This is a genomic window from Rhodopirellula islandica, from assembly GCF_001027925.1.
Classification (GTDB): Bacteria; Planctomycetota; Planctomycetia; order Pirellulales; family Pirellulaceae; genus Rhodopirellula; species Rhodopirellula islandica.
On the sequence record NZ_LECT01000007.1, the window covers coordinates 122925 to 149283 of the forward strand.

Annotated in this window: 20 protein-coding genes and 1 tRNA gene; 16 read left to right on the forward strand and 5 right to left on the reverse strand. The window is 57.3% G+C overall.

Going from position 1 to position 26359, the window contains the following annotated elements:
• Position 1: 1 nt before the first annotated feature.
• Positions 2-1339 carry a TlpA disulfide reductase family protein gene (locus tag RISK_RS03365; RefSeq protein WP_047813015.1) on the reverse strand — a complete coding sequence of 446 codons (1338 nt, stop codon included), beginning with the start codon at positions 1337-1339 and terminating at the stop codon, positions 2-4.
• 100 nt (positions 1340-1439) lie between these two features.
• Here RISK_RS03365 and RISK_RS03370 point away from each other — a divergent pair, with 100 nt between their 5' ends.
• Positions 1440-2282, forward strand: a complete 843-nt coding sequence (locus RISK_RS03370; protein ID WP_047812841.1) for an inositol monophosphatase family protein — start codon at positions 1440-1442, stop codon at positions 2280-2282.
• 261 nt (positions 2283-2543) lie between these two features.
• Positions 2544-2753, forward strand: coding sequence for a hypothetical protein (locus tag RISK_RS32095; protein WP_047812842.1), 210 nt, complete (start codon positions 2544-2546; stop codon positions 2751-2753).
• Positions 2754-2828: 75 nt separating this feature from the next.
• On the opposite strand, the gene RISK_RS03380 is transcribed toward RISK_RS32095, so the two are convergent.
• On the reverse strand, positions 2829-3695 hold the full coding sequence (locus RISK_RS03380; protein WP_047812843.1) for a carbon-nitrogen hydrolase: 867 nt from the start codon (positions 3693-3695) through the stop codon (positions 2829-2831).
• Here RISK_RS03380 and bioD point away from each other — a divergent pair.
• Both bioD and RISK_RS03390 read left to right on the forward strand, forming a co-directional pair.
• Positions 3694-4464 carry a dethiobiotin synthase gene (bioD, locus tag RISK_RS03385; RefSeq protein WP_047812844.1) on the forward strand — a complete coding sequence of 257 codons (771 nt, stop codon included), beginning with the start codon at positions 3694-3696 and terminating at the stop codon, positions 4462-4464. The genes RISK_RS03380 and bioD overlap by 2 nt on opposite strands.
• A gap of 267 nt (positions 4465-4731) precedes the next feature.
• Complete coding sequence (locus RISK_RS03390) at positions 4732-5787, forward strand: leucine-rich repeat domain-containing protein (protein ID WP_047812845.1); 1056 nt, start codon at positions 4732-4734, stop codon at positions 5785-5787.
• A 72-nt stretch (positions 5788-5859) separates the two neighbouring features.
• Here RISK_RS03390 and RISK_RS03395 read toward each other — a convergent pair whose 3' ends face one another.
• A complete protein-coding gene (locus tag RISK_RS03395; protein ID WP_047813016.1) occupies positions 5860-7098 on the reverse strand; it encodes a ribonuclease D in 1239 nt (412 codons plus the stop codon).
• Positions 7099-7168: 70 nt separating this feature from the next.
• Here RISK_RS03395 and RISK_RS03400 point away from each other — a divergent pair, with 70 nt between their 5' ends.
• The gene (locus RISK_RS03400; protein WP_236695986.1) at positions 7169-8068 is read left to right on the forward strand and encodes a (5-formylfuran-3-yl)methyl phosphate synthase; all 900 of its coding nucleotides are present in this window, start codon (positions 7169-7171) and stop codon (positions 8066-8068) included.
• A 133-nt stretch (positions 8069-8201) separates the two neighbouring features.
• Here RISK_RS03400 and tig read toward each other — a convergent pair whose 3' ends face one another.
• Positions 8202-9722 carry a trigger factor gene (gene tig, locus RISK_RS03405; protein ID WP_047812846.1) on the reverse strand — a complete coding sequence of 507 codons (1521 nt, stop codon included), beginning with the start codon at positions 9720-9722 and terminating at the stop codon, positions 8202-8204.
• A 252-nt stretch (positions 9723-9974) separates the two neighbouring features.
• Between tig and RISK_RS03410 the strand changes: the two genes are divergently transcribed.
• The 8 genes from RISK_RS03410 to RISK_RS03445 all read left to right on the forward strand — a co-directional run bounded on the left by RISK_RS03410 (position 9975) and on the right by RISK_RS03445 (position 18135).
• Positions 9975-10047: transfer RNA gene (locus RISK_RS03410), tRNA-Gly, on the forward strand.
• 206 nt (positions 10048-10253) lie between these two features.
• The gene (locus RISK_RS03415; RefSeq protein ID WP_047812847.1) at positions 10254-11264 is read left to right on the forward strand and encodes a ketoacyl-ACP synthase III; all 1011 of its coding nucleotides are present in this window, start codon (positions 10254-10256) and stop codon (positions 11262-11264) included.
• 41 nt (positions 11265-11305) lie between these two features.
• The gene (locus RISK_RS03420; protein WP_047813018.1) at positions 11306-12076 is read left to right on the forward strand and encodes a YqgE/AlgH family protein; all 771 of its coding nucleotides are present in this window, start codon (positions 11306-11308) and stop codon (positions 12074-12076) included.
• Entirely contained in the window at positions 12077-12790 is a 714-nt protein-coding gene (locus RISK_RS03425; RefSeq protein WP_047812848.1) for a metallophosphoesterase family protein, read from the forward strand.
• A gap of 183 nt (positions 12791-12973) precedes the next feature.
• Entirely contained in the window at positions 12974-15067 is a 2094-nt protein-coding gene (locus tag RISK_RS03430) for an NAD(+) synthase (protein WP_047812849.1), read from the forward strand.
• A gap of 110 nt (positions 15068-15177) precedes the next feature.
• Positions 15178-15522: a rhodanese-like domain-containing protein gene (locus RISK_RS03435; protein WP_047812850.1), complete on the forward strand. Its 345-nt coding sequence runs from the start codon at positions 15178-15180 to the stop codon at positions 15520-15522.
• Between the two features lie 196 nt (positions 15523-15718).
• On the forward strand, positions 15719-16780 hold the full coding sequence (locus tag RISK_RS03440) for a crotonobetainyl-CoA--carnitine CoA-transferase (RefSeq protein WP_236695988.1): 1062 nt from the start codon (positions 15719-15721) through the stop codon (positions 16778-16780).
• A gap of 230 nt (positions 16781-17010) precedes the next feature.
• Positions 17011-18135: a DUF1570 domain-containing protein gene (locus RISK_RS03445; RefSeq protein WP_047813020.1), complete on the forward strand. Its 1125-nt coding sequence runs from the start codon at positions 17011-17013 to the stop codon at positions 18133-18135.
• Positions 18136-18436: 301 nt separating this feature from the next.
• On the opposite strand, the gene RISK_RS03450 is transcribed toward RISK_RS03445, so the two are convergent.
• Positions 18437-19675, reverse strand: a complete 1239-nt coding sequence (locus tag RISK_RS03450; RefSeq protein ID WP_047813021.1) for a DUF1559 domain-containing protein — start codon at positions 19673-19675, stop codon at positions 18437-18439.
• 295 nt (positions 19676-19970) lie between these two features.
• Between RISK_RS03450 and RISK_RS03455 the strand changes: the two genes are divergently transcribed.
• The 3 genes from RISK_RS03455 to gltB all read left to right on the forward strand — a co-directional run bounded on the left by RISK_RS03455 (position 19971) and on the right by gltB (position 26264).
• A complete protein-coding gene (locus tag RISK_RS03455) occupies positions 19971-20366 on the forward strand; it encodes a Dabb family protein (RefSeq protein ID WP_047812851.1) in 396 nt (131 codons plus the stop codon).
• A gap of 287 nt (positions 20367-20653) precedes the next feature.
• Positions 20654-21631 (forward strand): LysR family transcriptional regulator, encoded by a 978-nt coding sequence (locus RISK_RS03460; RefSeq protein ID WP_083434753.1) that lies wholly within the window; start codon positions 20654-20656, stop codon positions 21629-21631.
• Between the two features lie 67 nt (positions 21632-21698).
• Positions 21699-26264 carry a glutamate synthase large subunit gene (gene gltB / locus RISK_RS03465; protein ID WP_047812852.1) on the forward strand — a complete coding sequence of 1522 codons (4566 nt, stop codon included), beginning with the start codon at positions 21699-21701 and terminating at the stop codon, positions 26262-26264.
• Positions 26265-26359: the final 95 nt, after the last annotated feature.

The window sequence follows — 26359 nt, forward strand, 5'->3', positions numbered from 1 at the left end:
GTCACGGCTGAGGGACGCTGGTTTCCGTGTCGGCGTCGTCTGCTTTCTCGGGTGACGTGACGGCGGTGCCCGTCAGTTCGCTCAGGTACTGCTGAAGTCTTTCCTTTTCATCTTCCGGGGCTGATTCAATCGCACGCGATTGCCACTCCACGGCGGACTCCTTGTCACCCGCAATGGACTTCAAGTGAGCCATGGTGTCGTAGGCTGGCCACATCGCATCGTTGTCTTCGTTCTCTTCGCTCGCCAAGGCCGATTCGAGAGCCGTCATGGTGGTGCTTAAGATTTCTTCGTTGCCCTCCAGTCCTGGTTCCACGGCTTCGTAGACTTCCCACGCCCAGCGGTTGATGGAAACGGCGTCTTCGGGGGCCGCGGCAATTCTCTCGCGAATGATTTCCAGGGCGATGTCACTTTGCTGAGTGGCTAAGGCGGTCGGAAACCAAATGGTTTTCAGGGCGGATTCATAACGCGTGCCCACGAACAGGTCGGCGTGTTCCTTCAAGAGTTTCAACGTGGTTTCGTGGTGCCCGGTGCGGTGAGCCATGATGATTTCGCGAACGGCCAGAGCAATCTTTTGTTCGCGTTCAAATTTCTCTTTTGCCGCTTCGCGATCCCACTCGTTGTGGATGACGGCTTCCAAAGGTTCGTCCATCGACATGGGGTGACCGATCCATTCGACGTGTCCATCGGTGCCGACGATGAACGCGGTCGGAATGCCGTTTTGATTGGCGGCTTTCATGTAGTCTGCATTGACCGATCCGTCTGGATCCGTGGTCAGGCTGTACGCCGATGTCAGCTCGCCAAACGTGATGGGCTTGGTCTCTTCGGTGGCTTCGTCTGCTTCCTCCTCGTTTTCTTTGGGAGCTGGTTCTTTGATTCCGAGAATGCTTGGGCTGACCGGACGCTTCAAGAAAGTGGTGACTGTTTCCAGGTCTTCCGTGCTGACGCTGACGACTCGGACACCTTGGTCAGCGTACTTGCTCTGCAATTCGGCCAGGTGAGGCATGCTGTAAAGGCACGGTCCGCACCACGTGGCCCAGAACTCAACCACATACACCTTGCCGGGTTCAAATTTTGACATTGGCGAGGGTGACTCACCCACCCAGTGTTCAATGTCCAGCGATGGGGCGGGCGACCCAATGGTCAACACCTTGGGGGCCTCCTGGGCGGTTTCTTTCGAAGGCTGTTTCGCCGGTTTTTCGTCGCCGGGACTCGCTTTGGCCGCGACCAGCTTCTTGGCTTCCACGGGCGGGGGCGTTGTGCGGTCGTCCCCCTTGGCAATCCCGCCGGTACCAATCACAAAGCAACAAACAAACACACGAGCGGTCGAAGAGATTTTCACGACGAAATCCTCGTTGGGCAAATCGGATGAAGAGTCAGTGGGATGACTCCCTCACAATAACAGACTGCCGCCACCTCCAAATGCCGAATGAGACTCAAAAATGTCCGAGAACGACCTGAGGCGGGCTGACCTGCTCGAGACAGCGATCAAGGCTGCGAAAGTCGGCGGTGAGATTCTCCGTCGCTACTTTGAAAATGGCGTGATGATCCGCGACAAGTCCGTGGATGGGGGCAAGGCTTACGACCTGGTCAGCGACGCGGACTTGGAGAGCGAGCAGGCCGTGGCGACGCTGATCCGAGAGGCCTACCCCGATCATGAATTGCTGGGGGAAGAAGATCTTCAGGACGGCGATTCCAGTGCGGAGCATTTGTGGGTGATTGACCCGCTCGACGGAACCAATAACTTCGCCCATCACCTGCCTCATTTCGCTGTTTCGATCGCGTACTACGAGTCCGGCGTTCCGATTGTAGGTGTCGTCTACAATCCGATTCGCAATGATTTGTTCACCACCGTTCAAGGGCAAGGTGCGTTTCTAAACGGTGAGCGAGTGCATGTCAGCGAGTCCTCTTCGCTGAACCAATCCATGATCGGTTGTGGGTTTTACTACGACCGTGGTGACATGATGCGTGCCACCTTGGATGCGATCGCGGAATGTTTCCAAAACGAAATTCATGGCATCCGCCGGTTCGGCGCCGCTTCGTTGGACCTGTGCGAAGTCGGCTGCGGCGGTTTCGATGCATTCTTTGAATACAAGTTGTCCCCGTGGGACTTTGCCGCAGGAGCCCTCTTCATCACTGAAGCGGGAGGCCAGATCACCACCGCGACCGGTGACGCTCTGCCACTGGAAACAACCAGCGTTCTGGCCAGCAACGGGAAGGTCCACTCGGTAATGCTTGAGATCACCACGCGGCATGCTTTGCCGGACAACCAGCAACCAATGTAGCGTTGCGGCGCAAGCCTGGACTGCTGAATGTTTGGGCTTGTGGCGGCCATGCGTTTGCGCAAGTTTTCATCCCGGTAAGGATGTCAGATGGTAGCCGTCGGTAAGCGATAGCGCCACCGATGGACACGCCCCCCACGCCGCCACACTCCATCCCGCCGTGGCCTTTGGCCACGGCGGGATGGAGTGTTTTTCTGGGGCTCGCTTTCCGGGGGGACGCTGCTACGCAGCAACCCCCGGCTACCATCTGAAATCCCTACCGGGATGAAGAAAGACAGAAGCCGGAAGAAAAATTGCATTCGCGATCAGAACGCCAAAAGCAAACATTTCGCAGCCCAGCGCAAGCCCAATCCCGCCCAATCGAAAACAAATTTTAGCGGAATGTCGCAAGCCATCCGGTTTTCCGGTGGTGGAGTTTCCTGCGATCCACCGGGCGGCTCGCGCCGCTCCGCTAACAACGCGAAATTCGATTGAGTGGAATTTGTCGTACGCCCTTCCTCTATGTCACTTGTGCTTCCCGCGATGCATCACATTGATTGACTCAATCGCTCAGTCGATCCACCGTTTGGTGAGATCGCCGTAAGCATCGATGCGACGATCGCGAAGGAATGGCCAGTGGGTTCGGACGACGTCCATGTCGGCAAGCTGGCAATCCGCGGAAACGATTTGGTCGCTGGAACAATCACCTTGCGAGAGGACCTCTCCCCGGGGTGACGCGATGAAGGACGAGCCCCAGAATTCAACTCGGCCTTCGATCCCGACACGATTGGGGGCTCCCAGGTAGATGCCGTTGGCGATCGCGTGGGCTCGCATCGCCGTCATCCAGGCATCGCGTTGGCCCTCGCCAAATTCTTCTTTCTCTTCATCGATCCAGCCGATCGCGGTCGGGTAAAGTAGGATCTCGGCGCCCGCCAGAGCAAACAGTCGCGCGGCTTCGGGGAACCACTGGTCCCAGCAGATTCCCACGCCCAGTTTGGCGAAGCGGGTGGGGATGACTTTGAATCCCAGGTCGCCGGGTATGAAATAGAACTTCTCGTAGTACAACGGGTCATCGGGGATGTGCATCTTTCGATACACGCCCGCGACGCTGCCGTCGGCATCGATCACCACGGCACTGTTGTGGTACACGCCCGGTGCGCGACGTTCAAAGAGGGGAGCCACAATCACGACGCCCAGTCGTTCGGCCACGGGTTGCAGGGCAGTGGTCGTTGGCCCCGGAATGGACTCTGCCAAATCAAAGTTGCCGTGGTCTTCGCTTTGACACGGGTAACATGTGGCAAACAACTCTTGCAAGCAGATCACCTGGGCACCCTCTGCGGCAGCCTTCTCAATCCATTCAATCGATGCTTCGATCGACTTGTCTTTCGACCCCGCATCACGCATCTGAATCAACGACAATTTGACCGAAGAACTCATGGCAAGTCTCTACTTTGTTACAGGAACCGGTACCGAGGTTGGCAAAACTTACTGCACCGCGAGGGCGGTGGAACGCATGCGCGAGTGTGGGCAGCGAGTGGGGATCTACAAGCCGGTGGCCAGTGGGTGTGAAGTGCGGGCTGACGGTGAACGGTATAGTGTCGATGCTGAAACACTCTGGCAAGCGGCGGGGCGTCCCAAATCTTTGCAGGCGGTTTGCCCGCAGCTTTTCATGGCTCCGTTGTCGCCACCTCGGGCCGCTGCTGAAGAAGGAACCCAGGTCGATTCGCAGCGATTGCGGGACGGGTTGGCGATTTGGTGCCAAGGTGATTTCGACGTCGTCATGATTGAAGGTGCCGGCGGCCTGTTCAGCCCGATCTGTGACGATTGGTTGAACATCGATTTGGCGATGGAAATGAAGCGTTGGGGGCAGCGAGAGGGGCACTCACTTCATCTGCTGTTGGTGGCTCCGGATCAGCTTGGTGTGTTGCATCAGGTGATCTCAACTTCGCGGGCGGCCGAATCCGCTGGGTTACCGATCGGGGGCCTGATTTTGAATCGCTTGGACGACACCGCGGATGCTTCGGCCCAAACCAACACGAAAGATTTGTTGCAATGGTGCGGTGTGCCGCTGGTGGCGTCGGTGGAGCAATCCGGTGGTCCTTTGTGCGTCTTTTCCGGTGTCAACGCGAGGGAAGCCGGGGGGGAAACATCCCGTGAAACCGAAGCGAGTGTGGAATTTTTGGCGCAAACGTCGTTTCGGCGTTGACTTTGATTTGCCCCCATTGGTACCCCACTCTCACCGGCTTGGGGATTCCTCACGCCCTCCCACCTGTTACCCATCCAAACTTAGGTTTCGTTGACAAGAAATCGTTTGCGGGAATGATTTCTTCGCGGGTTCCGACCTGCGGAAGCTTTGCACTCGTTGCGACGGTTACTGGGTCAATCGTCTCAGCGTTTTGCTTCTCAACGAAACTTAACTGCGCACCGGAGCGTCGTTTATCGGCGCTCCGGTGCCAGGATACAACTCTTCTTCATGTCATCGATCAAACCATCGGACGACGACCGAGAAGGCAAAGGCGACTCGATCGCTGACTCGCCGCTCCAGGGCGAGGAAGACGAACTGGGCGATGTCGTTGGAACCGACGACGAGGACCAGTTGGTCGAGCGAGCCAGCCTGAAAGAGCGGCTGGCAGTGTTTCTCACGCCCGTCAAGCTTGGCATCGGAATCGCCGTGCTGGCGATGATCGTGCTCGGATGGTGGGCCACTCGTCCGATCGAGGTTCCCAAACCACCGCCCAAGCCACCGGAGCCGGAAGAGCTTTTCGCTTTGCAGATCGAGCAGATTCTCGGCGGGGTCTCCACTCAGTTGCACACGCCTTCGTACCCGATTGACGATTCCAGTTTGCTGCTCATCCCGTTCGAGGAATTGGAAGCTGCCGCTGAGCAACGTCGCTCGGACCTGGTGGTGGATGAGAGCAGTCCGGCGTCGGACGATGCGAGCTCATCGGAGTCCGCGCCTCTGCCACCCAGCGATCGGTTCGTTGGGGGAGGAGAGGCAGCTGGCGAACCACTGGTGACCGAACTTCCCAAGCTGGACACGGTCTTGATCGATGAGGGAGTGATCACCGACGAGGGCATGAAGACGATCGCCAAGATTCCGGAGCTTCGGCATTTGCGATTGAGGCTTTCGCCCATCACGGACGAGGGTCTGAAGCCATTGCTTGGATGCGAAACGCTTTGGTTTCTCAATTTGCCGCACAGCAGGTTGACCGAAAAGGGAATTCGATCGTTGGCTGCCCTGCCAAAACTACGCCAGCTTCGGGTGGGATCCACGTTGCTAGGAAACGACTTGGGGCGAGCGCTGTTGGAAGTGGAGTCGCTTCGAGGGCTTCATCTGATCGGTGTTCCGCTCGGGGATGAAGGTTTGAAAGTGATTGTTGAGTTGCCGCATTTAGAATCGCTGTACTTGGACGATTCGGCGGTCACCGAGTCGGGGTGGGAGTGGTTGTTTCTAAACCACCCTCAACTGCACGTGCACATCAACCAGCGTCACCACGATCGAGACCCACACCATCACAAGCATGAGTGACGGTGCCGTGGCGGGGTTGTGAATTGCCTGCGGCTTCGACTCAGGAGTTGGCCGGCTCAGGAGTTGGCCGGCTCAGGCGTTGCCCGAATCGGGCTCGCTTTCTTCCCGCTGAGGTGACCCTTCGCACTCGACGAATTCAAGCGGTTGTTGTTCGCTTGTGTCGGCGACTCGGATGGCGAGTTCGCCACGAAGAATTTTGCGAAAGGCGGTTCCGACGATGTCACCGCGCCATCCTTTGAGCAGCGATGGGGTGGGCGTTCCACGTCGCGGATCCAGCTCGTAAGAAAGCAGTTCTTTGACATCATCGGAATTACCAACGATGGCGGGTGCCAACTTTTGTTGTCGACTGATGCAAGCGATCGACGTGGAAAGGAATTGGCTCAACATCGGCGAAGCACTGCGTGAACGGCCGCGATTGCGACGCGGCAGTTGCTCGTCCGGGACATCTAGGGCAGCGGCAATGGCGTCGCCGATTTCTTCGTATTGGTCGTTGTAACCACGGCGTTCCATCCCGCGAATGTTGCGGATTTTTTTGACGTCGGGTGAGCCACGTTTCGCGAGCTCCACCATCAGATCGTCACGCATCACCCGCCGGGGCAATCGATCTTTGCTGCGGGCGATCTCTTCGCGCCACCGCCAAAGGTGACGGATGATCTCGAGTTGGCGAGGTTTCAGTCCTGAACTGCCGCTGACGCGTTGCCAGTTCTCGCTTTCTTCCGCGTCGATGACTTTCTGTTGAAGTCGATCGGTTTCTTCGTCCAGCCAAGCAACCCGATCCAGGGCTTTGACATCCGCGATCAATTTGGTGTGCATTTGTGCCAGCGTGGTCACGTCGTGCAAGGCGTAGGTCAGCTGGTCTTTTGTCAGCGGACGATGCCGCCAGTTCGTTCGTGTTTCGCCTTTGGGGAGGGTTTGCCCCACCAGTTTCTGAACCAGCGTGGCGAGCGAAGCCGGGTACTCAATGCCGACAAATCCAGCGGCCAACTGGGTGTCAAACAATCCCGCGATCGGACGGCCTGCGAATCGATAGGCAAACCGAATCTCTTCGCGAGCGGCGTGCGCGATCACGACTCGTTTGCCTGGTTCGACTGTGTCGTCGGTCAGGATGTCCCAGAATGGCTTGGTGTCGCCAACGGTGTAGGGGTCGATCACCGCCAGGTGTTTGCCTGCCGCAACCTGGAGCAAGCAGAGCTCGGGGCGATAGCAGTCTTCAGAGACAAATTCGGTGTCGAAGCCGATCACGGGTTCGTCCGCAATGGCCTCGCAAAAGTCACTGAACTGCGAAGGCGTTTCGATGGAGTCGTAGTTCACCGCGGCAGATCCGGTGTCTTGTTGGGTGACATTGATTTCACGTAAGTTGCATCCCTGCAACGCTGATTGGATGAAGACTGTAACTTGCCAGCCGCTTCGGGTCGATCCGATGGAACGGCAACCTGGATCAGAATGCCCCGGAGAAAATCAAATGGAGTCGTTGTCACCCCGCCAGCGATTGGTGTCGGATTGCTGCAAAGACCACCTTCCCGAGGCCGGTGACGCTGAATTGCTGATCAGTGTGCGGGATTTGGAGGAGGCTCAAGTGGTCGTCTCCCGTGGTGTTCAGATTGTGGACTTCAAAGAACCCTCGCGGGGTGCACTGGCGGCTTGCGACCCCAGCGTTTGGCGAGCCGCCGCCTTGCAATTGGCTGCGTCTCTGGTTGTTGCTGGGGGGAGCGTTCAGTTGTCGGCGGCGTTGGGGGAATCCGACACCGGGCGGGAGTTGGCGGGGCAGGTTCCCCGCGAATTCTCTTTTGCGAAAATCGGCCCCAGCGGGTGTCAGACCGCACAAAAACTGGCTTCGGTTTGGGAGGCGATTTGTTTGCCACAATCGGTGGAACTGGTGCCGGTTGCCTACGCCGATCATGTCGCGGCGGAAACGATCTGTCCGGAACAGGTTCTGGAGTTGGTGATCGACTCGGGGCGGCGGCGGATGCTGATTGACACGTTCAGGAAGAATGGACGAACGTTGACCGATCATCTGTCTGTGGAGCAGTTGCGATCGTTGCTGAGAACGGCCGCGAACGCTGGCGTTTGGATGGCGCTCGCAGGGTCGGTTCGACTCCCGGAAAAGCAATCGCTGGTCGCGGAGGGCGTGCGTCCCAACTGCTGGGGCGTTCGCGGCGACGTTTGCGATCATCGAGATCGCCGCGGTCGGTTGGATCCAGAGAAAGTCACCGCCTGGCGGGATTCATGCGGGCAGCCCTGCGTTGCGGGGTCTCGAGAGGATGACCGCGAGAATTCGTGAGTTAGCGAATCCTCCTGTCGGTGGGTTTTGGGGCTCGGAAGATCTGCTGCAGCAAGCAGCTCCGCAGCGCAAAAAAAACGCCCGGGCGCTGTTGGCGACCGGGCGTTGATTCGTTCGAGGAACTGACTCAGGATCAGTCCTTGTCTTTTTCCTGCTTGTCTTCGGTTTCGGCACCCTTGGGGGTGTTGTCGTCGTACTTGGCTGCTGGGATCGCTTCGTGATCCTTGGTCGGCAGCACTTCGTGGTCGACAGCGAACTCTTCGTTCTTTTCTTCGGCTTCCTTTTCGACAGGTTCCTCGGCAACCGTTGCCGCTTCGGTGATCATTTCGATGACCTTGCGTTCGACGATTTGGTTGCGAAGAGCATCCATTTGACCGGTTTTTTCCAATCGAGCACGCACGCGACGTGGTGAGGAATCGCTTTGTTCGGCGATCAACTGGATTTCGGTTTCGTATTCTTGAGGCTCGGCGTCGACTTTTTCTTCGTCGGCGATTTGCTCCAGGATGAAGTGTTCACGCAGCGAGGATTCGGTGCCTTGTTGCATGTTTTGCTTGCTGGCGTTGACGAAGCGACGGATCATGTCGTCGTCGAAACCGCTGCGACGGAACTCGAGCACTTTGCGATCGAGTTCTCGCTTCATTTGGCGACGAACCAAGGTCGGTGGCAACTCGAAGTCCGCTGAATCCAGCAGTTTTTCGATGATGCTGCCACGCATCGCTTGTTCGGTGCGGAAGTTGGCTTGTCGTTCGAGCGACGAACGCACGAAATCGCGAAGTTCAGATTCGGACTCGAACTCGCCCAATTCATCCAAGAATTCAGCGGTCAGTTCAGGCAGTTGTTCTTTCAAGACTTCGACGACCGTGAAGGTGGCGTCGATTTCTTTGCCTTGCATTTCTTCGTTGGGGTGACCGTCGCCGAGTTTGACCTTGGTGGTCAGCGAGTCACCTTCTTTGCAGTCCTTCATCAGTTCGCCGAAGTTTTCGCAAACGGCATCGGAGAGGCTGAGGCGATTGGCCAAGGTGACGCTTTCTTCGTCCATTTCAGAGATGACTTTGTCGCCGTCTTTGAATTTCGCTGTGATCAGCAAGCGATCGCCCAATTCGGCGGGCGCGTCGCAGGCTTCCAGGGAAGCGTAGCGAGAGAGAACGCGTTGCAGAGCGGCGTCGACGTCTTCTTCCGAGATCGTTTCGACGGGCTTTTTCAGATCCAGTTTCTTCCAGTCCGGCGTGTCGAATTCGGGGCGAACTTCGATGCTGAACTGGTACTTGAATTCACCTTTTTCAGGCAATTCAATCGACTCGTAATCGAAATCGGGTTCGCCGATCGCGGAAAATTCAGCTTCTTCGGTGACTTTGGCCAAGCTGTCCATTAACAGCGAGCCTTTGACGCGATCTTCGATTCGGTCCTTGAATTGCTTTTCAACCAACTTGCGTGGTGCGCGCCCGGCACGGAATCCGGGAACCTGAGCTTCCGGGACGAGTTCGTCGTACGCGTCCTTCATGTAGCGATCCACTTCGCCACGAGGGATGGTGACAATGACCTCCCGCAAACAGGCATGAGGTTTGGTAACCTCCATGTTCAACTGCAGCGGGTCTTTGACGGGAGCAGCCGCGTCTTCGGCGGGCGTGGAATCGGTGTCGAAAGACGTGGACATCCTGATTTTGAACCTTGTGTTAGAAGAATGAATCGATCGAACCGGAGTTGGCTACCGAACATTCAGAAAGCGAAATCGAAAAGGCCGGGGTGATCGGACGCTTCGACCGGGGGGCACCTGCTTCAGGGGCCGTTTCATGCAGCGGCAAAGTGTAGTGTTTTCCGGCGATGATCGACAAGCGGTTAAAAAACCTTTCAAGTCGACTTGCGACAAATCCGATGGTTCTTATACTGTGCCCCACACAACTGAAACGCGGCTGTAGCTCAGTTGGCAGAGCATCACGTTGCCAACGTGATTGTCGTCGGTTCGAATCCGATCAGCCGCTCTTGAAAACCACGCCTGGATCAAAACAGGCGTGGTTTTTTTTTGTCCGTCGGGTGGGTTTTTTTGCCCCGCAAAAGGGCGATTTTTTCATCCCCACCGGGTCGGAGTCTCGTTTGCGAGTTGCCGTTGATGCGGAATCGCTGGTACGCTTCTGCCTTCTTTGAATGATCCACGTCAGTTTTCATTAGCCTCTTCGCCGAGTCGAACGTGCCCCACGCCCAGATTGGTCCCATCTCGGTGCATCTTCCGGAACATGTGGAAGACAATGCGACGCTGAAGGAACAGTTCCCCTCCTGGGATCTCGATTTGATCGCGGAGAAAACGGGGATCCATCAGCGGCACATCGCTCGGCCAGGTGAGACTTCTGCCGACCTCGCGGTTCAGGCCTGCGAGCAATTGTTCGAACGTGAGAATTTGGATCGGTCGACGATTGATTTTGTGCTGCTGTGCACGCAAACCCCCGATTACCCGCTGCCGACCACCGCTTGTTTGTTGCAGGACCGACTGGGACTCCGAACACAGTGCGGCGCGATCGATTTTAACCTCGGTTGCAGCGGTTTCGTTTATGGCACTGCGATGGCCGATGGCCTGATCCGCACCGGCGTCGCCAAAAAAATCTTGCTGGTGACGGCGGAAACGTACAGCAAATACATCGATGCCAATGACCGTAGTCTGCGAACCATTTTTGGGGACGCGGCCGCCGCGACCCTGATCACCGCCGAAGCGGAGCCCTCTTTGTGGGGTTACCAGTTCGGCAGCGACGGAAGTGGTGCCGACATGCTGATCGTTGGCAACGGCGGTGGCCGGCCCGCGGAAGATGCGATTCCGCCTCGACACCGCAAACGCTGGAAAAGTCGCCTGTACATGGATGGCCCCAGCCTGATCAATTTCACGGTGGATGCGATCCCGCGTTTGGTGGATGAAATCCTGGAAGAAAACCATTTGTCCGATGACCAAATCGGCCACTATTTGTTTCACCAGGCCACCTGGAAGATGCTGGATCAACTCCGGAAACGAATGGACATCGCTCCCGAGCGGTTGCCGATCGATCTGGCGGATGTTGGCAACACCGTTTCCTGCACCCTGCCGATTCTGATCGACCGCATGCGACGGCGTGACGAGTTGGGTCAGGGCTCGACCAATGTCTTGGTTGGCTTTGGCGTGGGGTTGTCGTGGGGCGGATGTCTCTGGCGCGACCAGTACCGAGACCAATCCTAAATTTACGCACGCAGTTGCCGGTTCTCGAACCCGGGCTTGAGATGAACACGTCCACGAATTGCACCGGTCGCTTCTTGATCGCGTCGCCGTATTTGCACGATGGCAATTTCTTTCGTTCCGTGGTGCTGATCGTTCGGCACACAGAGGAAGGTGCCTTTGGTGTGGTGATCAATCGCGTGGGGCCACAGCGGTTTGGTGACGTCATTGAAATGAGTGACCCGTCTTGGCAGCCGGGGACCAAGCCGGAAATTGACTTGGCCTCCGCTGCGTCGAGCGACTCCTCCGGCGGTTCTGCCGACAACCCCGTCGAGTTGGACCAGCAGATACACCCGGACCAGATTTATTTTGGGGGACCAGTCAACGGTCCGATGTTGGCTCTGCATAACATCGCCGGCATCGGTGATCCGTGTGGTGTGGACGGAACCGAGGCGGGCGGGAACGATCCGGCTGGATCAACCACTCAACTGCATGATCATCCTGCCGAACCTTGGGGATCCATGTCGATCCAATGGGCGGATGTTCCCGCGTGGGTCACTGCCGATGAGGATCACTTGCGGTTGCTCGCCCGACGTGACGATGCGAAGTTGCGTTACATCGTTGGCTATTCAGGCTGGGGGCCGATGCAATTGGAAAACGAATTGGAAGAAGGTGGTTGGTTGGTCACGCCAGCCGACACGGAATCCATTTTTGCTCCTTGCGAAGGGATTTGGGAAAAGTTGGTGCATCGTTGCGGTCAAGCCATTTTGAAGGATCTGACGCCCGATGTGTCTTTTCCAAGTGAGCAGCAGGGTTTCGACCCAGGTGTGAATTGAATGGCCCGGTATGTGATCGGCGACATCCACGGATGCGCAAAAGCACTGCGGTCGATGATTCAAGAATTGGCGCCGACAAAAGAGGACGAGCTGATCTTCCTGGGTGACTACGTCGATCGCGGCCCGGACTCCCGCGACGTCGTGGAGCAGTTGATTGATCTGCAGTCCGTTTGCAAGGTGATTCCACTGCGTGGGAATCATGAATGGATGTTGCAAAGCGTGGTGTCACGAGGGATGGACGACTCCATGTGGCTGCGCAGTGGTGGTCGGGCGACGGTGACCAGTTATGGTGGCTCGGTCCGCAAGATCCCAGAGGAGCACATGGCTTTCTTTGAGTCCTTGCTGGCGTGCTATCAAACCGAAAGCGAGATCTTTGTGCATGCGATGTACGACCCCAGTTGCGAGGTCGCAACGCAGGATGATGAGTTGACCTACTGGACTCATTTGCCGCCCAGCCTGCCGGCACCGCATCACAGTGGGAAGCGTGTTTTTGTGGGGCACACTCCTCAGCCCGATGGCGAGGTTCTTCGTCAAAGCCATCTGGTCTGCATGGACACGTATTGTTTTGGCGGCGGCTATTTGTCAGCGATGGATCTCGAAACGGAAACGGTGCTTCAGGTGGACCGCCACGGCCACGTTCGTCGGGTTCCGGTCGAGCGATTTGCGATGTTGCTGAAGGGATGCGTTCACTGGTTTCGGTCCCGGGATTCGTGAACCTCTGCGTGATTTCCTCCCCCTGGTATACTGTTCGATGAGTGCATGCTGTTTCGGCACGGGGTGTTGTTGAGCACGGTTGATAGCGTGAACAGGCTGTCGGTTGGCTGTCTCTCGCCGGTGCGGATGGCGGCTCTTATTTCTGCTGTTGTTGTGTCCTTGGATTGGTGAGACCCACGCGTTTTGAATGCTTCGAACGAACTGACGTTTCCAACGCAGCGACGGCAGCACGGCTTTTACCGGGTTTCAGCCGTCTCGCCGAAAGTTTTGGTGGCCGATCCTGCAGCAAACGCCGCCGAAACAATTGCCTGCATTGAAGCGACGGAACGAGAATCTGGCTCGGATCTGATTCTGTTTCCGGAGCTCGGGCTGTCTGCCTACACCTGCGGTGATCTGTTTGCGACCCATACCTTGCTGGACGCAAGCCTGGACGCACTGGAATCCATCGTGCTTCACAGTCGCTCTTGCCAGGCCACGGTGATTGTTGGTTTGCCACTTCGAGTGGGCACCAGTGTGATGAACGTTTCCGCGGTGGTCCGAGGGGGGCGTCTCCATGGTTTGGTCCCCAAGACGTTTCTGCCGAACTATCGCGAATTTTATGAGGCGCGGCACTTTCGCGCCGCGTCCAAAACAGATCCACCCACCGTCCAAATCGGTTCGAGCGACGTCCCCTTTGGGACCGACCTGCTGTTTCGAGATGGCGCGGCGACCCTCGCTGTTGAGATCTGCGAAGACCTTTGGGTGCCGGTTCCGCCGAGCAGTCACGCGGCGTTGGCCGGTGCCAATGTGGTGCTGAATTTGTCGGCCAGCAATGAGCTGATTGGCAAGGCCAAGTGGCGTCGTGATTTGGTGGTCAGCCAATCCGGGCGTTTGATGGCAGCGTACGCGTATGCGTCGGCTGGCGGTGGGGAATCGACCAGCGATTTGGTCTTTGGTGGCCACTGTTTGATCGCTGAGAATGGCGCTCTGATCGGTGAGTCTCGCAGGATCGGTGACACCGATGACGAAGACTTGCCCGTGCAAACCGCAGTGACACGCGACGTGGATCTCCAGCGACTTGACCACGACCGACGCGTGGTTGGTTCGTTCGATGACTTTCAGGCCTCGCTGCCTCGGCCCTATCGAACGATCGAATTGGGTTGCCGTGAACAGGAGCAAACCGAAGCGGCGGCGGAGAGGTTGGAGTCGGGTTCAGCAACCCTTGGTGGTGCTGGCAAGGATCGATTGATGCGCCGCGTCGACCCACATCCATTTGTCCCGGATGATGTGTCCCAACGCGAGGAGCGATGTGCCGAGATTCTCGCGATTCAAACAGCGGGATTGGTCAAACGATTGCGGCAGTTGCCCGCCGATTTGCCGCTGACGATTGGCATTTCCGGTGGGTTGGATAGCACGTTGGCGCTGTTGGTGGCGGTCTCGGCGGTCGATCAATTGAAGCGAGATCGCAAGGTCATTGATGCGATCATCATGCCTGGTTTTGGGACCACGCAGCACACCAACGACAGCGCGAATCAGCTTGTCCAGGGATTGGGAGTGGCGTCCGAAAGCATCGATATCCGGCCGCTCGCATTGCGAACGTTTTTGGACATCGGGCATGCGCCCTTGGGGCTGGCAATTGATTCCTCCACTGAGGTGGAGGCGCTTCAGCAGCGGCTTCAAAAGGTCGATGCCAGCGCCGGGGATTTGAGGTTCGAAAACGTGCAGGCTCGGATCCGCACGATGCTGTTGATGAGTCGCGGGTTCGTGCTCGGTACCGGTGACTTGTCCGAGCAAGCGTTGGGGTGGAGCACTTACAACGGCGATCACATGTCGATGTACAACGTCAATGCATCTGTGCCCAAGACGTTGGTTCGCTACTTGGTGCAATTCGCCGCGGATCACCGCTATCGCAAGGCGCTGCATGAGACGTTGCATCGGATCGCTGACACACCGATTTCGCCGGAGTTGATGCCGCCCACCGAAGAGGGCGAAATTCGCCAAAACACGGAGGCCTCGATCGGCCCCTATGAATTGCACGATTTCTTTCTCTATCACTTTGTGCGAGGTGGTTGCGATGTCGCGAAGATGTGTTTCTTGGCGAAGCAAGCCAAGTTCCGCGAGTCGCATTCGGAGGGCGTGATCGAAGCGACTGCCCAGACGTTTGTACGGCGATTCTTTCAGAATCAGTTCAAACGCAATTGTGTTCCCGACGGACCCAAGATTGGTTCAGTCAGTTTGTCGCCACGTGGCGATTGGCGGATGCCAGCGGATGCCTCCAGTGCCGCCTTCCGGGATTGAGTTCCGTCCCACCCATTCGCATCGGCGCGGTGGCGTGCACAATGGGCCCTCGCGGTCTGTTTTGGAGACCGCCTTTCTGACGCGTGCTTTGTTCCCTGGGACCCTGATTGATGTCAAACGATTCCGCCCTTCCCATCGAAATCACGGTGGCCGATTTGGACGCGATGCGTGCTCGCGGCGACAACTTTGTGTTGCTAGATGTCCGTGAAGCGAGCGAGTATGAAACCGCTCGTATCGAGGGTTCCAAGCTGTTGCCGATGAGCGAAATTCAGCAGCGACTGTCTGAACTAGACGAGCATCAGCAGGACCACATCGTCGTGCAGTGTCATCACGGTGGCCGAAGCATGCAGGTGACTCAGTTTTTGCGTTCCAAGGGGTTCGGCAAGGTGCAGAACTTGGCCGGTGGAATTGACCAGTGGTCGTTGCAAATCGACGCTTCCGTGCCCCGCTATTGAGCCGGTGGATTCGGGCTTGGTGGGTGCCGTTGGGGGGATTTGACGTCTTGGCAAGATGCGCAGCCTGAGGGTTCTTTGCATGTCGTTCGGATTGTTTTGGTCCTGACGATCATGCTTCGTCGATAAGCGATGTCAGTCATCCAAAATTCGACGGAGAAAGAAGCTGATGTCTTGGACCCTTTCAAAGAAACGACCAGTGTCTGATTTGTGCCTCGCACCCCGTTTGCAGCTCGGTCGATGGAGTGTCGTCGTCCGTGTCATGGCAGCGTGGGCCATGATCGCTGGGATCGTTTGCGTCGGTTTGAGTCACGCGTCGGCCCAGTCCTGCGGATGCGGTGAACCCGCCTGCGGATTGGAACCCGCTTGTGGCTGCGAAGCCCCGCTGGCGTTTCCTGCTCTTCGGGCTCGGATGGGCGTGTCCTGTGGTTGTGAAACCAAGTGTTCGTCCACCGTGGAGCCCGTTTGCGGCGCGGAACCGGTGTGCGGTGTCGAGCCGTTCTTCGCCAGCGAACCAAGCTGCGGCTTGGATGTGACCTGCGGATGCGAGACCGCCGGGTGTTCGAGTTGTCGCAAAGCAGACAGCGGAGGATTCCTAGGGCGTCACAAAGTTCAAAAGTGCAATCCGATCTACCAAACGTTGGATCTGGCTGCGTGCAGCGTGGAGCGAGTGTTGGAGGTTGGGGCGAACTTGGTGTGCGGTCCTCACCGCCATCGTGGTTGTGAATCGGGATGCAAAACGTGCAGTCACTGTGAATCTTCCATGGCAGGAATCGGGGCTCACGAGACGCATTCCTATGGGCACCACACCGTGATCGAAGCACCCGTCGTGATCGATTCACATTCGATGCCGCACGCTTCGAATTCGACGGTGACGGAGGTGATGCCCTACGCTCAGCATCAACCCAGCGTGCAAGCGATCCCAACCCCCGCACCCCAACTGCAGAACACCCCTCTGACAGACGGAACTAAAACGACTATCCGTAAATCAGCCAATGGTTTGCCAGCGATTCCTAAGCCTGTGCCAACGCAGTCAGCACCCACCCGAGGGTCCAAGGAACGCGCCGGATCGCTGTTTGATGAAATGCGGAATCCGTTCGAGGACGATTCCGCCCGAGTGAGCCGGCGTCGCGTCAACGTTCGGCAGACCTCCTTCGAAGGTGGCGAGCCTGAATCGGTGCGTCGGACTTCCCGTCCGGTCCGCAAGGCAGCAACGCAACCCTCCGAAGCAGATGACTTTGCTGATTACTTCCGAAAGTAGCCGGCAGGCTGCCGGGATGGACCGAAAACCAAGATCGGCAATCCTGGCTGACTGACTGGCGGCGTCTCTGGCTGGCAGCGTTTCGGGCTGCGAATTACGAGGCGACGGATTCGTTGACATGATTTGGATGGTCTACAATGGTGACGAGCGGCAAGCTCGTCGCCATTTTTTTTGGGTGGACTCGCACGCGAGGTTTCTCGTGGCAAGTTCGCTACCGATCGTCGTCCCCCTTGGATTTGTTTGTTGTGGCAAGACGCACTGTATCAATCTTCTTTGCCGCGCTGATTGCTTGGGCCGTGTTGATTGATTGGGGAGGTACCGTCGGTTCGCTCGCGTTCGCGGATATCATCACCTTTGAAGACGGAGCGGACGAGTCAACCAAGAGCGAGCGAACCATCGACGCGGAGATTTTGGTGGAGGCTGCTGATGGTGGGGTCCTGGCTCGATGCGATGCCGGTCGGTTGTGGACGATTCAGCCGGACATGATTGTCAAGCGAACGGAGCAACCTGCCGGGCCGCCGGTCGATCAGGAGACCATGGCTCGGCGGATGCTGAAGGAATTGCCAGCGGGGTTCCAGGTTTACCGAACGGTGAACTACTTGATTCTCCACCAGGGCAACGAAGCCTACGCTCGAGATTGCGGCGTTCTGTTTGAACAACTGCACCGAGGCTTCTTCACTTACTGGAAAAACCAGCACGTTGACCTGGAAGAGCCTCGGTATCCCCTGGTCGCTTTGGTGTTGGCCAACCACGACGAATTCTTGAAGTACGCCGGCCAGGAAATTGGTGACACGGCGAAGAGCGTCATCGGTTACTACCACTTGGAAAGCAACCGGATGACAACGTTTCGGGTGCCTAATATTGAACGCAACATTGCGACCATCATCCATGAGGCGACCCACCAGTTGGCTTACAACTGTGGTCTGCAAACTCGGTTCGCCGACAATCCGATGTGGGTCAGCGAAGGGATGGCGATGTTCTTCGAGTCGCCCGATTTCAGCAACCCTCGGGGATGGCGAGGGATTGGCCGAGTCAACGTGGTCAACCTGGGACGCTTTCGGCGATACCTCCCGTTGCGACCGGAGGATTCTCTGGTGACGCTGTTGTCAGACGATTCGCGTTTCCGTTCCGCATCGACTGCGGAAGACGCCTACGGAGAATCGTGGGCACTGACCTACTTTCTATTGAAGACTCAGCGAAAAGAGTTTGTGGCTTACCTGCAAAAGCTCAGCGAATCCAAGCCGCTCGACGAACGAACGCCACGGGAGCGAATCGAGGACTTTGAGAGTTCCATGGGCATGGCGTTGGACGAACTCGATCGCAAGTTCCTGACTTACATGCGACGCGTTCGTTAGCGTTCTGTGGAAAGAGACGAGTTCGCTGCGTCGAGGTTCCGCGTGAGCCTTCTGTCATCGCGGCACCGGGCGGCTTGCGCCGCGCCGCTAAGCAGGTACGCAAAAATGATTGGGTCTAAATTAGTGAGCCGTTTGGGCGTTAAGCAGGTCGGCAGGAATGACCACGCACAACCATGTGAGCCGTTTGGGCGTTAGCCCCGGTTGCGCGTGAAAACCGTGGCTAACGCCAACGGCTCACATACCCGATGACACCTGCCTACCTGCTTAACAGAGGAGGTTCTTCCCGGACGGTTCCTTTTCCTTAGAACTCGCCGTCGATGACTTCGCGAGACGCACGCGTGCCGAGTGATCCCCACAATCCGTAGGGGCTTTCGGATCCCGCGGGTGTGGCGCTGTTGGTTTGCCCTGAGAGGGCCTTGCAGTACACGCAAGCGACACGCGAGTTGCCGGCTTCAATCGAGTCCGTGATGAACTTGACTGCGCCATCGGACATCGCAACATGCACCCCGCCGACGTGATAGCTGCTCGGTGGAGCAATGCCATAGGTGTCGGAGTGACCGACCAGGCACAGTTCCGAGTTGGGGCCGAGGATGGTGTTGAATTGGGACTGAAGCGTGTGAAAGTCGGCCCATCGCAATCCACGTTGAGAGATTGGGGCATACACGTTCGCGGCGTCGGTCCAGAAGTTGGGACGCTCTGGGTCGATGAATCCAAGATCAAAGCAGCGTTTCGGATTGTTCGCGATTTGAAAGAAGCCGCCTTTTGCATTCGTGAATCCGATCGTTCGGTTGTCTCGGTCATTGAGTCCCGTTGCGATTTCGCCGACCGCGATGGTGTTGCTCAGTCCGTCGGTGAAATCGCGAAACCGCATCGCTTTGCGAGGTACGAAAGCGCCGCGAAGGCCACAGCGGGCTCGTTGAGTCGCCAGCGATTGGTCGTACTCCCAGCGATTCGAACTGGAATTCCAGACCGTCACCCCGTGTTCGGCTTCGTAAAACCCGTCCCCCGAGCAAGCCGCATAATTGGTGCGGCCTAGTCCGGGCAGTCCATAACCTGGATCACTTGGGCATCGGTAGGTGGGGATCTCGGTCGCCCAGGGCGGATACTGGATCGTCCAAGGTCGCGGGCCAAAGGCGGGCCAGATGTCGCCATCGGCTTCCTGCAAGGGGTTGCTCACCATGGACCAGATGGATTGCTGTTCCACAAAGGGCAACAGGCCGACCAAGAAGGTCAATTCCATTCGTGTGAAGCCTGTTCCATCGTTGGCACTGCCGCGGGCCGCGGTGTTGTCGTTTTCGTCCGTGGGGCCGACGCCATGGATGGGCAGCTGGTTGAACGCGGCGTGGTAGTTGTGTAGCCCCAATCCAATCTGCTTCATGTTGTTGCCACAACTCATTCGCCGCGCCGCTTCGCGGGCGGATTGGACGGCTGGCAATAGCAAGGCGACCAAGATGCCGATGATCGCGATCACCACCAGCAACTCCACCAGCGTGAATGCGTGCGGCTGGTGTGGGCTGCGAAGCGAACGATTGAGATGCATGACGAATCCACCGTGAAGCGTGGGATGTGATGTCAATGCTTCCTTGCAAGTGCCGAAATGGTTGTACGCACTGCCCAAGTTGGGGGCAAGTAAAAATTTGCAGCCGTCCGGTGGATCCTCGACGACACACCGGTGCCTGAGCCTCTCGCGACGGTTGGCTGCTGTTCCCAGAGCGTTCTGTCTCAGTGCCACTCTGACTCGGTTTGGTCATCTAGTTGACTGTCATCTAGCTGACCGACCTCGAAGACGCGACAATGGGGGTTTCGCCCGTTACCGCCTCCACCGAGAGATTGTCATGCGTTTGTTGTCAGGTTTAGGACTTTGTTTGGCTGTCGCCGCGATCATGCAGTTGTCAGCCACGGGAGCTGAAAAGGAAACGCCCAAAAAACTGCTGCGGCACGTCGTGATGTTTGGGTTCAAAGAAACCAGCTCGGAAGCAGAAGTGCAGGTCGTCGTGGACGCCTTTCGAAATTTGCCCAACGAGATTCCCGAGATCTCGGGCTTTGAGTTCGGAACGAACAACTCACCCGAAGGACTCAACGATGGTCTGACGCATTGCTTCCTCGTGACTTTCGAAAGCGAAGCCGACCGTGAAGCTTATCTGCCTCACCCAGCCCACAAGGCCTTCGTGGAAGTCCTCAAGCCACACCTCGAAAAAGTGGTCGTGATCGACTACTGGGCCGATAAGTAGTCCGGGTGATGGCGCTCCGGATTGGTCGCTTCCGACTGGTCGATGAGCGGCCGCCAGCTCGAAATGGCGGATCGAAAGCTGCCCACAGGGCATCCCGCTCTGCTGGGCCTTGGTTCATAAAAAGCCCGGCATTTGCGGTCTCAAACCGCTGCTGGGCTTTTTCGTTGACGCTGGGAAAGCGGCGGCAGCAGCAGAACGCTTGACCAAATTTGCTTCCGTGGCTATCCTCCGTCATCAATCCGGCTGAAAGTGGCCGGGCGCATCATAAGGAAATTTAATACAGCAGGTTGTCGTTGCAGTTTCGTACGCTTGAATTGTTCTGTCGTGTCGCCGATCTCCGCAGTTTTTCGAAAGCTGCGGCTGATTGCGGTTTAACTCAAAGCGCGGTCAGTCAAGCCATCAGCGGGTTGGAAGAATCCGTTGGGGCCAGTCTGATCGATCGCTCCAGTCGGCCGTTGGGTTTGACGGAAGCGGGCGAGATTTACTTGTGTGGCGTCCGCGATGTGATTCGCCAGTACAATGAACTGGAACAACGGGTCCGCTTCCGGGGCGAACGCCTGACCGGCAGCGTGAACGTCGGTGCGATTTACTCTGTCGGGCTGAGCTACATGCCCGAGGCCACCAAGGTCTTCGAGACTCAGCACCCCGACGTCAAAGTCCGAACGGAATTTGGCAGCAGCCAACGCGTCGTGCAGATGGTGCTCGACGGCGGTGTCGAATTTGGGCTGGTCAGTTTCCCTCGGACCACCAAGGCATTGGGAACGATCCCTTGGCAATCTGAACCGATGCGTCTGGTTTGTTCCGCCGACCACCCTTTCGCAAAGCGAACGGAAGTCTCGGCATCGGAACTCAGCGGCATGGAAATGGTTGGTTTCGAACGCGGGTTGGTGCTCCGTCAGGCGATCGACCAATGTCTGAAACGCGCCGGCATCTCGGTGGTCACTCAGATGGAATTTGACAACGCCGACTCAATGGTTCGTGCGATTCAGGCGAACCGTGGGTTGGGGATTGTCCCCGAGGCGGCGGTCCGCCGCGAAACGGCCAACGGAACCCTGCGGGTGGTCGCTTGCCCCGAAATTCAGATGGTCCGGCCGCTCGGAATCATCTTTCGTCGCAGCGGCAAACTCAGCCGTGCTGCGATTGAACTGGGATCGCTTCTCTTGGGCCGGGAAATGGAACCTGAACTGAGAACAAAGTCCGAAGCCGCCAAGGCGGACCGGAAGAAAAACCAAACCAAAGATCGGGCGGTCTCTGTCGTCGCATGAAGCACGACCCAGACTCCAACGCCCTTTGCCTGTCCACACATCCCCTCATCCCCAAGTTGTTTTATTTATGACCAAGCAACCTTTGTATCACCTGCCACCGGCCCAAGGACTGTACAACCCTGAGCACGAAAAGGATGCGTGTGGCGTCGGATTCGTTGCCCATATCAAAGGGGCTCCCAGTCATCAAATCGTGATCGATGCCGACACGATTCTGCAAAACATGGATCACCGCGGAGCATGCGGTTGCGAACCGAACACCGGTGACGGATCGGGGATCATGTGTGGCTTGCCTCATAAGTTTCTGCAAAAGGTTGCCAAGGCTGATCTCGGTGTGGAACTGCCCGAAGAAGGAAAATTCGCCGCCGGATTGATCTTCTTGCCAACCGATGATGCGGAGCGGAAAACCTGCAAGGAAACCATCGCGCGTCTCATCGAAGAGACTGGGCAAAATTTGATCGGTTGGCGGGATGTGCCTCAAGAAACCGATGCCGCTGACGTCGGGCCAACCGCTCGTCAAAGCGAACCTCGCATTGAGCAGTTGTTCGTCGGTGCGGCGGATGGACTTTCCAACGAAGAGTTTGAACGTCAGCTCTACTTGATCCGCAAGCAAGCCAGTCACGAACTGCGCGGCGGCACCAAGATCGAACAAGCGTTGATGTTCTACGTCTGTTCGTTGTCGACCAAGGTCATCATCTACAAGGGGATGCTCACGCCTGCCCAGGTGATGCCGTATTTCCCCGATTTGCGTGACGAGGATTTCGAAACGCACTTGGCGATGGTCCACAGCCGTTTCTCGACGAACACGTTCCCCAGTTGGGACCGTGCTCAGCCCCTGCGTTTCATGAGCCACAACGGCGAAATCAACACGCTCCGCGGCAACGCCAACTGGATGCGTGCTCGCGAAGGCACGGCCGCCAGTGAAATTTACGGCGATGAACTGAAGAAGTTGTTCCCCGTTGTCGAGCCTCACTTGAGCGACTCGGGTACCTTCGACAATGTGCTTGAGTTCTTGTTGATGAACGGCCGCACGCTGCAAGAAGCCATCATGATGATGGTGCCCGAAGCTTGGCAAAAGCACGAAACCATGCCCGAAGAAAAGCGTGCTTTCTATGAGTACTTCAGCTGCCTGATGGAGCCTTGGGACGGCCCCGCGTCGATTGCCTTCACCGACGGGAAGTGCATCGGTGCGACGCTGGACCGAAACGGTTTGCGTCCCAGTCGTTACTACATCACGCACGACGATCGCGTGATCATGGCCAGCGAAGTGGGCGTGTTGCCGGTTGACCCCTCGATCGTTCGTGAAAAAGGTCGCCTGCAGCCGGGCAAGATGTTCTTGATTGACTTCGAAGCGGGACGCCTGATCCCCGATGAAGAACTCAAGGCCGACTTCGCTCGCAAAAAGCCTTATGGCAAATGGCTCAAGCAACAACGCATTCGGTTGGCAGACCTGCACCCTGAAGCCGAGGGGCACGGGTTCGACGGCGAGACGTTGCTGCCACGCATGCAAGCGTTTGGCTACACCGCCGAAACGATGAACTTCATGCTCCGTCCGTTGGTGGAGCAACTGCGTGACCCCGTCGGTTCGATGGGCAATGACTCGGCGCTGGCCTGTTTGTCCGACAAACCGCGGATGATCTACGATTACTTCAAGCAATTGTTCGCCCAGGTGACCAACCCCGCGATCGATTCGATTCGCGAAGAAGTCATCATGTCGCTGGAATGCTACATCGGCCCCGAGCAGAACTTGCTGGCAGCGACGCCGGAGCACTGTCACCGGTTGTTGATCGATCATCCGATTCTGACCAACGAAGAAGTCGCGGCTCTCAAGCACGTGGACCACGAGCGTTGGCATAGCCGCGTGATTGACACCACGTTTGATCGCGCCGACGGCAAAGCTGGTCTGACACAGACGCTCGACCGAATTTGTGCCGAAGCTGAAGCCGCTGTCGACGAAGGTTTGCAGATCATCGTCCTGAGCGATCGCAACGTGTCGCACGATCGTGTGCCTGTCAGCATGCTGTTGGCAACCGGTGCGGTTCACCATCACTTGGTCGCCAAGGCCAAGCGAACTCGAGTGGGCATCGCCGTTGAAACCGGTGAAGCTCGCGAGGTGCACCATCACTGCTTGTTGATTGGCTACGGTGCTGATGCGATCAACCCGTACCTGGCGTTCGAAGCCCTGTGGCAAGCCCACCGCGACGGATTGATGTCCTCGACATTGGACGACGACAAAATCGTCGCCGCGTATCGCAAGGCTGTCGCCAAGGGCATGCTGAAAGTCATGGCCAAGATGGGCATCAGCACCCTGCAGAGTTACAAGGGGGCTCAGATTTTCGAAGCCTTGGGCATCCGTGATGAAGTCATCAAACGCTGCTTCGTCGGCACCGCCAGCCGTATTCAAGGGGTGACCTTCGACGTCATCGCAGAAGAAACGCTGCGTCGTCACAAACTGGGCTTCCCGGACAAGAATTCGGATCGTCTGACTCAATTGCCAAACCTAGGTGAATTCCACTGGCGCGCCGAAGGTGAAAAGCACGCTTGGAGTCCTCAGGCAATCAGCACCTTGCAAAATGCCGCTCGCAACAACAACGAAGACGCGTACTGGAAGTTCTCGCACGAAATCAACGAGGACAACCGAACCCGCTGCACGTTGCGTGGTTTGTTGGACTTCAAAGAAGGCGTCGGCGGCCCCGCGTTGCCTCTGGATGAAGTCCAATCCGCTCAGGACATCGTCAAGCGGTTCTGCACCGGTGCGATGAGCCTCGGCAGCATCAGTGCGGAATCGCACGAGACGCTCGCCATCGCGATGAACCGCTTGGGTGGCAAGAGCAACACGGGCGAAGGTGGCGAAGACCCCAAACGCTTCCAACCGCTTCCCAACGGCGACACCAAGCGATCTGCCATCAAGCAAATTGCATCGGGACGCTTTGGTGTCACGATTGAATACTTGACCAACGCGGACGAGTTGCAAATCAAGGTTTCGCAAGGTGCCAAGCCTGGCGAAGGTGGTGAGTTGCCCGGCAAAAAGGTCGACAACTACATCGCCAACATTCGCTACAGCACACCCGGCGTGGGGCTGATCAGTCCTCCGCCTCACCACGACATTTATTCGATCGAGGATTTGGCTCAGCTGATCCATGATTTGAAGAACAGCAACCCATCGGCACGCGTCAGCGTGAAGTTGGTTAGCGAAGTGGGGGTGGGTGTGATTGCATCCGGCGTTGCCAAGGCACACGCCGACCACATCCTGATCTCCGGTGACACCGGCGGAACCGGGGCATCGCCACTGACCAGCATCAAGCACGCTGGATTGCCGTGGGAACTCGGGATCGCTGAAACGCACCAGGTCTTGGTGCTCAACGACCTGCGCAGCCGCGTGGTGTTGCAAACCGACGGTGGCTTGAAAACCGGACGTGACGTTGTCATCGCAGCGTTGCTGGGTGCCGAAGAGTTCGGTTTCTCAACCGCACCGTTGATCACGCTCGGTTGCATCATGATGCGGAAGTGTCACTTGAACACTTGCCCCGTTGGCATCGCGACTCAGGACCCTGAGCTCCGCAAAATGTTCTCGGGCAAACCTGAGCACGTGGTGAACTACCTGTTCTTGGTTGCCGAGGAAGCTCGCCGCATCATGGCACGACTCGGTTTCCGCACGATCGATGAAATGGTTGGCCGCAGCGATGTGTTGTCGACCGATGACGCGATCAAACACTGGAAGAGCGATGGGTTGGATCTGACCTCCGTGCTCAGTCCCGCGCAGCGTCCTCACGACAAGGTCGAAGTGATCTGCACGCGTGGCCAAGATCACGGTTTGGAAAAATCGCTCGACATGACCAAGTTGGTCGCCGAAGCGATGCCAGCCATCGAAAACGGCGAATCCGTCCGCATCACGTCGCCGATCATCAATATCAACCGGACCGTCGGAACGATTCTGTCGCACGAGATTGCCAAGCGGCACGGACAAACCGGTTTGCCCGATGACACCATCCACATCGATCTGACTGGTTCAGCAGGGCAAAGCCTCGGTGCTTTCCTTGCTCACGGTGTCACGATTGAACTGGAAGGTGACGCGAACGATTACGTCGGCAAGGGATTGTCGGGCGGACGCATCATGGTCTACCCGCCTCGCGAAAGCACCTTCGACGCGGCCAACGAAATCATCGTTGGCAACGTGTGCTTGTACGGTGCGACCAGCGGCGAAGCGTACTTCAGCGGCCGCGCCGCAGAGCGTTTCTGCGTTCGAAACAGTGGTGCACGCACCGTTGTCGAAGGCGTGGGGGACCACGGGTGCGAATACATGACCGGTGGACGAGTGGTCTGCCTCGGCGAGACCGGACGCAACTTTGCGGCTGGGATGTCGGGCGGCATCGCTTACATCTGGGACCGCAAGGGTGACTTCAATCTTCACTGCAATCTGGCCACCGTTGAGTTGGAAAAGATCGAAGACGAAGCGGAGCTCGCGGATGTCAAAGGCATGATCCAGAAGCACCACGACTACACCAAGAGTGCGTTGGCTGCGGAAGCTTTGGCGGACTTTGACACGTTTGTGTCGCAGTGCGTCAAAGTCATGCCCACGGACTACAAACGCGTGCTGGCCGAAATGGCTGCCGAGAAAGACGCGGTCAGCGTCTGAGAGTGACGGCAAACATCGCTTGATTGAGAAGCGAGTGAAAACGATCGGGCGAAGCAATTCGCTTTGCCCGGCACGCGTGGCCATCGCCGCGAAAA

Coding starts and splice junctions, on each gene's coding strand:
- RISK_RS03370 (WP_047812841.1), top strand. CDS start 1,440: ATGTCCGAGAACGACCTGAGGCGGGCTGACCTGCTCGAGACAGCGATC.
- RISK_RS32095 (WP_047812842.1), top strand. CDS start 2,544: ATGAAGAAAGACAGAAGCCGGAAGAAAAATTGCATTCGCGATCAGAAC.
- bioD (WP_047812844.1), top strand. CDS start 3,694: ATGGCAAGTCTCTACTTTGTTACAGGAACCGGTACCGAGGTTGGCAAA.
- RISK_RS03380 (WP_047812843.1), bottom strand. CDS start 3,695: ATGAGTTCTTCGGTCAAATTGTCGTTGATTCAGATGCGTGATGCGGGG.
- RISK_RS03390 (WP_047812845.1), top strand. CDS start 4,732: ATGTCATCGATCAAACCATCGGACGACGACCGAGAAGGCAAAGGCGAC.
- RISK_RS03400 (WP_236695986.1), top strand. CDS start 7,169: ATGAAGACTGTAACTTGCCAGCCGCTTCGGGTCGATCCGATGGAACGG.
- tig (WP_047812846.1), bottom strand. CDS start 9,722: ATGTCCACGTCTTTCGACACCGATTCCACGCCCGCCGAAGACGCGGCT.
- RISK_RS03420 (WP_047813018.1), top strand. CDS start 11,306: ATGAACACGTCCACGAATTGCACCGGTCGCTTCTTGATCGCGTCGCCG.
- RISK_RS03425 (WP_047812848.1), top strand. CDS start 12,077: ATGGCCCGGTATGTGATCGGCGACATCCACGGATGCGCAAAAGCACTG.
- RISK_RS03435 (WP_047812850.1), top strand. CDS start 15,178: ATGTCAAACGATTCCGCCCTTCCCATCGAAATCACGGTGGCCGATTTG.
- RISK_RS03450 (WP_047813021.1), bottom strand. CDS start 19,675: ATGCATCTCAATCGTTCGCTTCGCAGCCCACACCAGCCGCACGCATTC.
- RISK_RS03455 (WP_047812851.1), top strand. CDS start 19,971: ATGCGTTTGTTGTCAGGTTTAGGACTTTGTTTGGCTGTCGCCGCGATC.
- gltB (WP_047812852.1), top strand. CDS start 21,699: ATGACCAAGCAACCTTTGTATCACCTGCCACCGGCCCAAGGACTGTAC.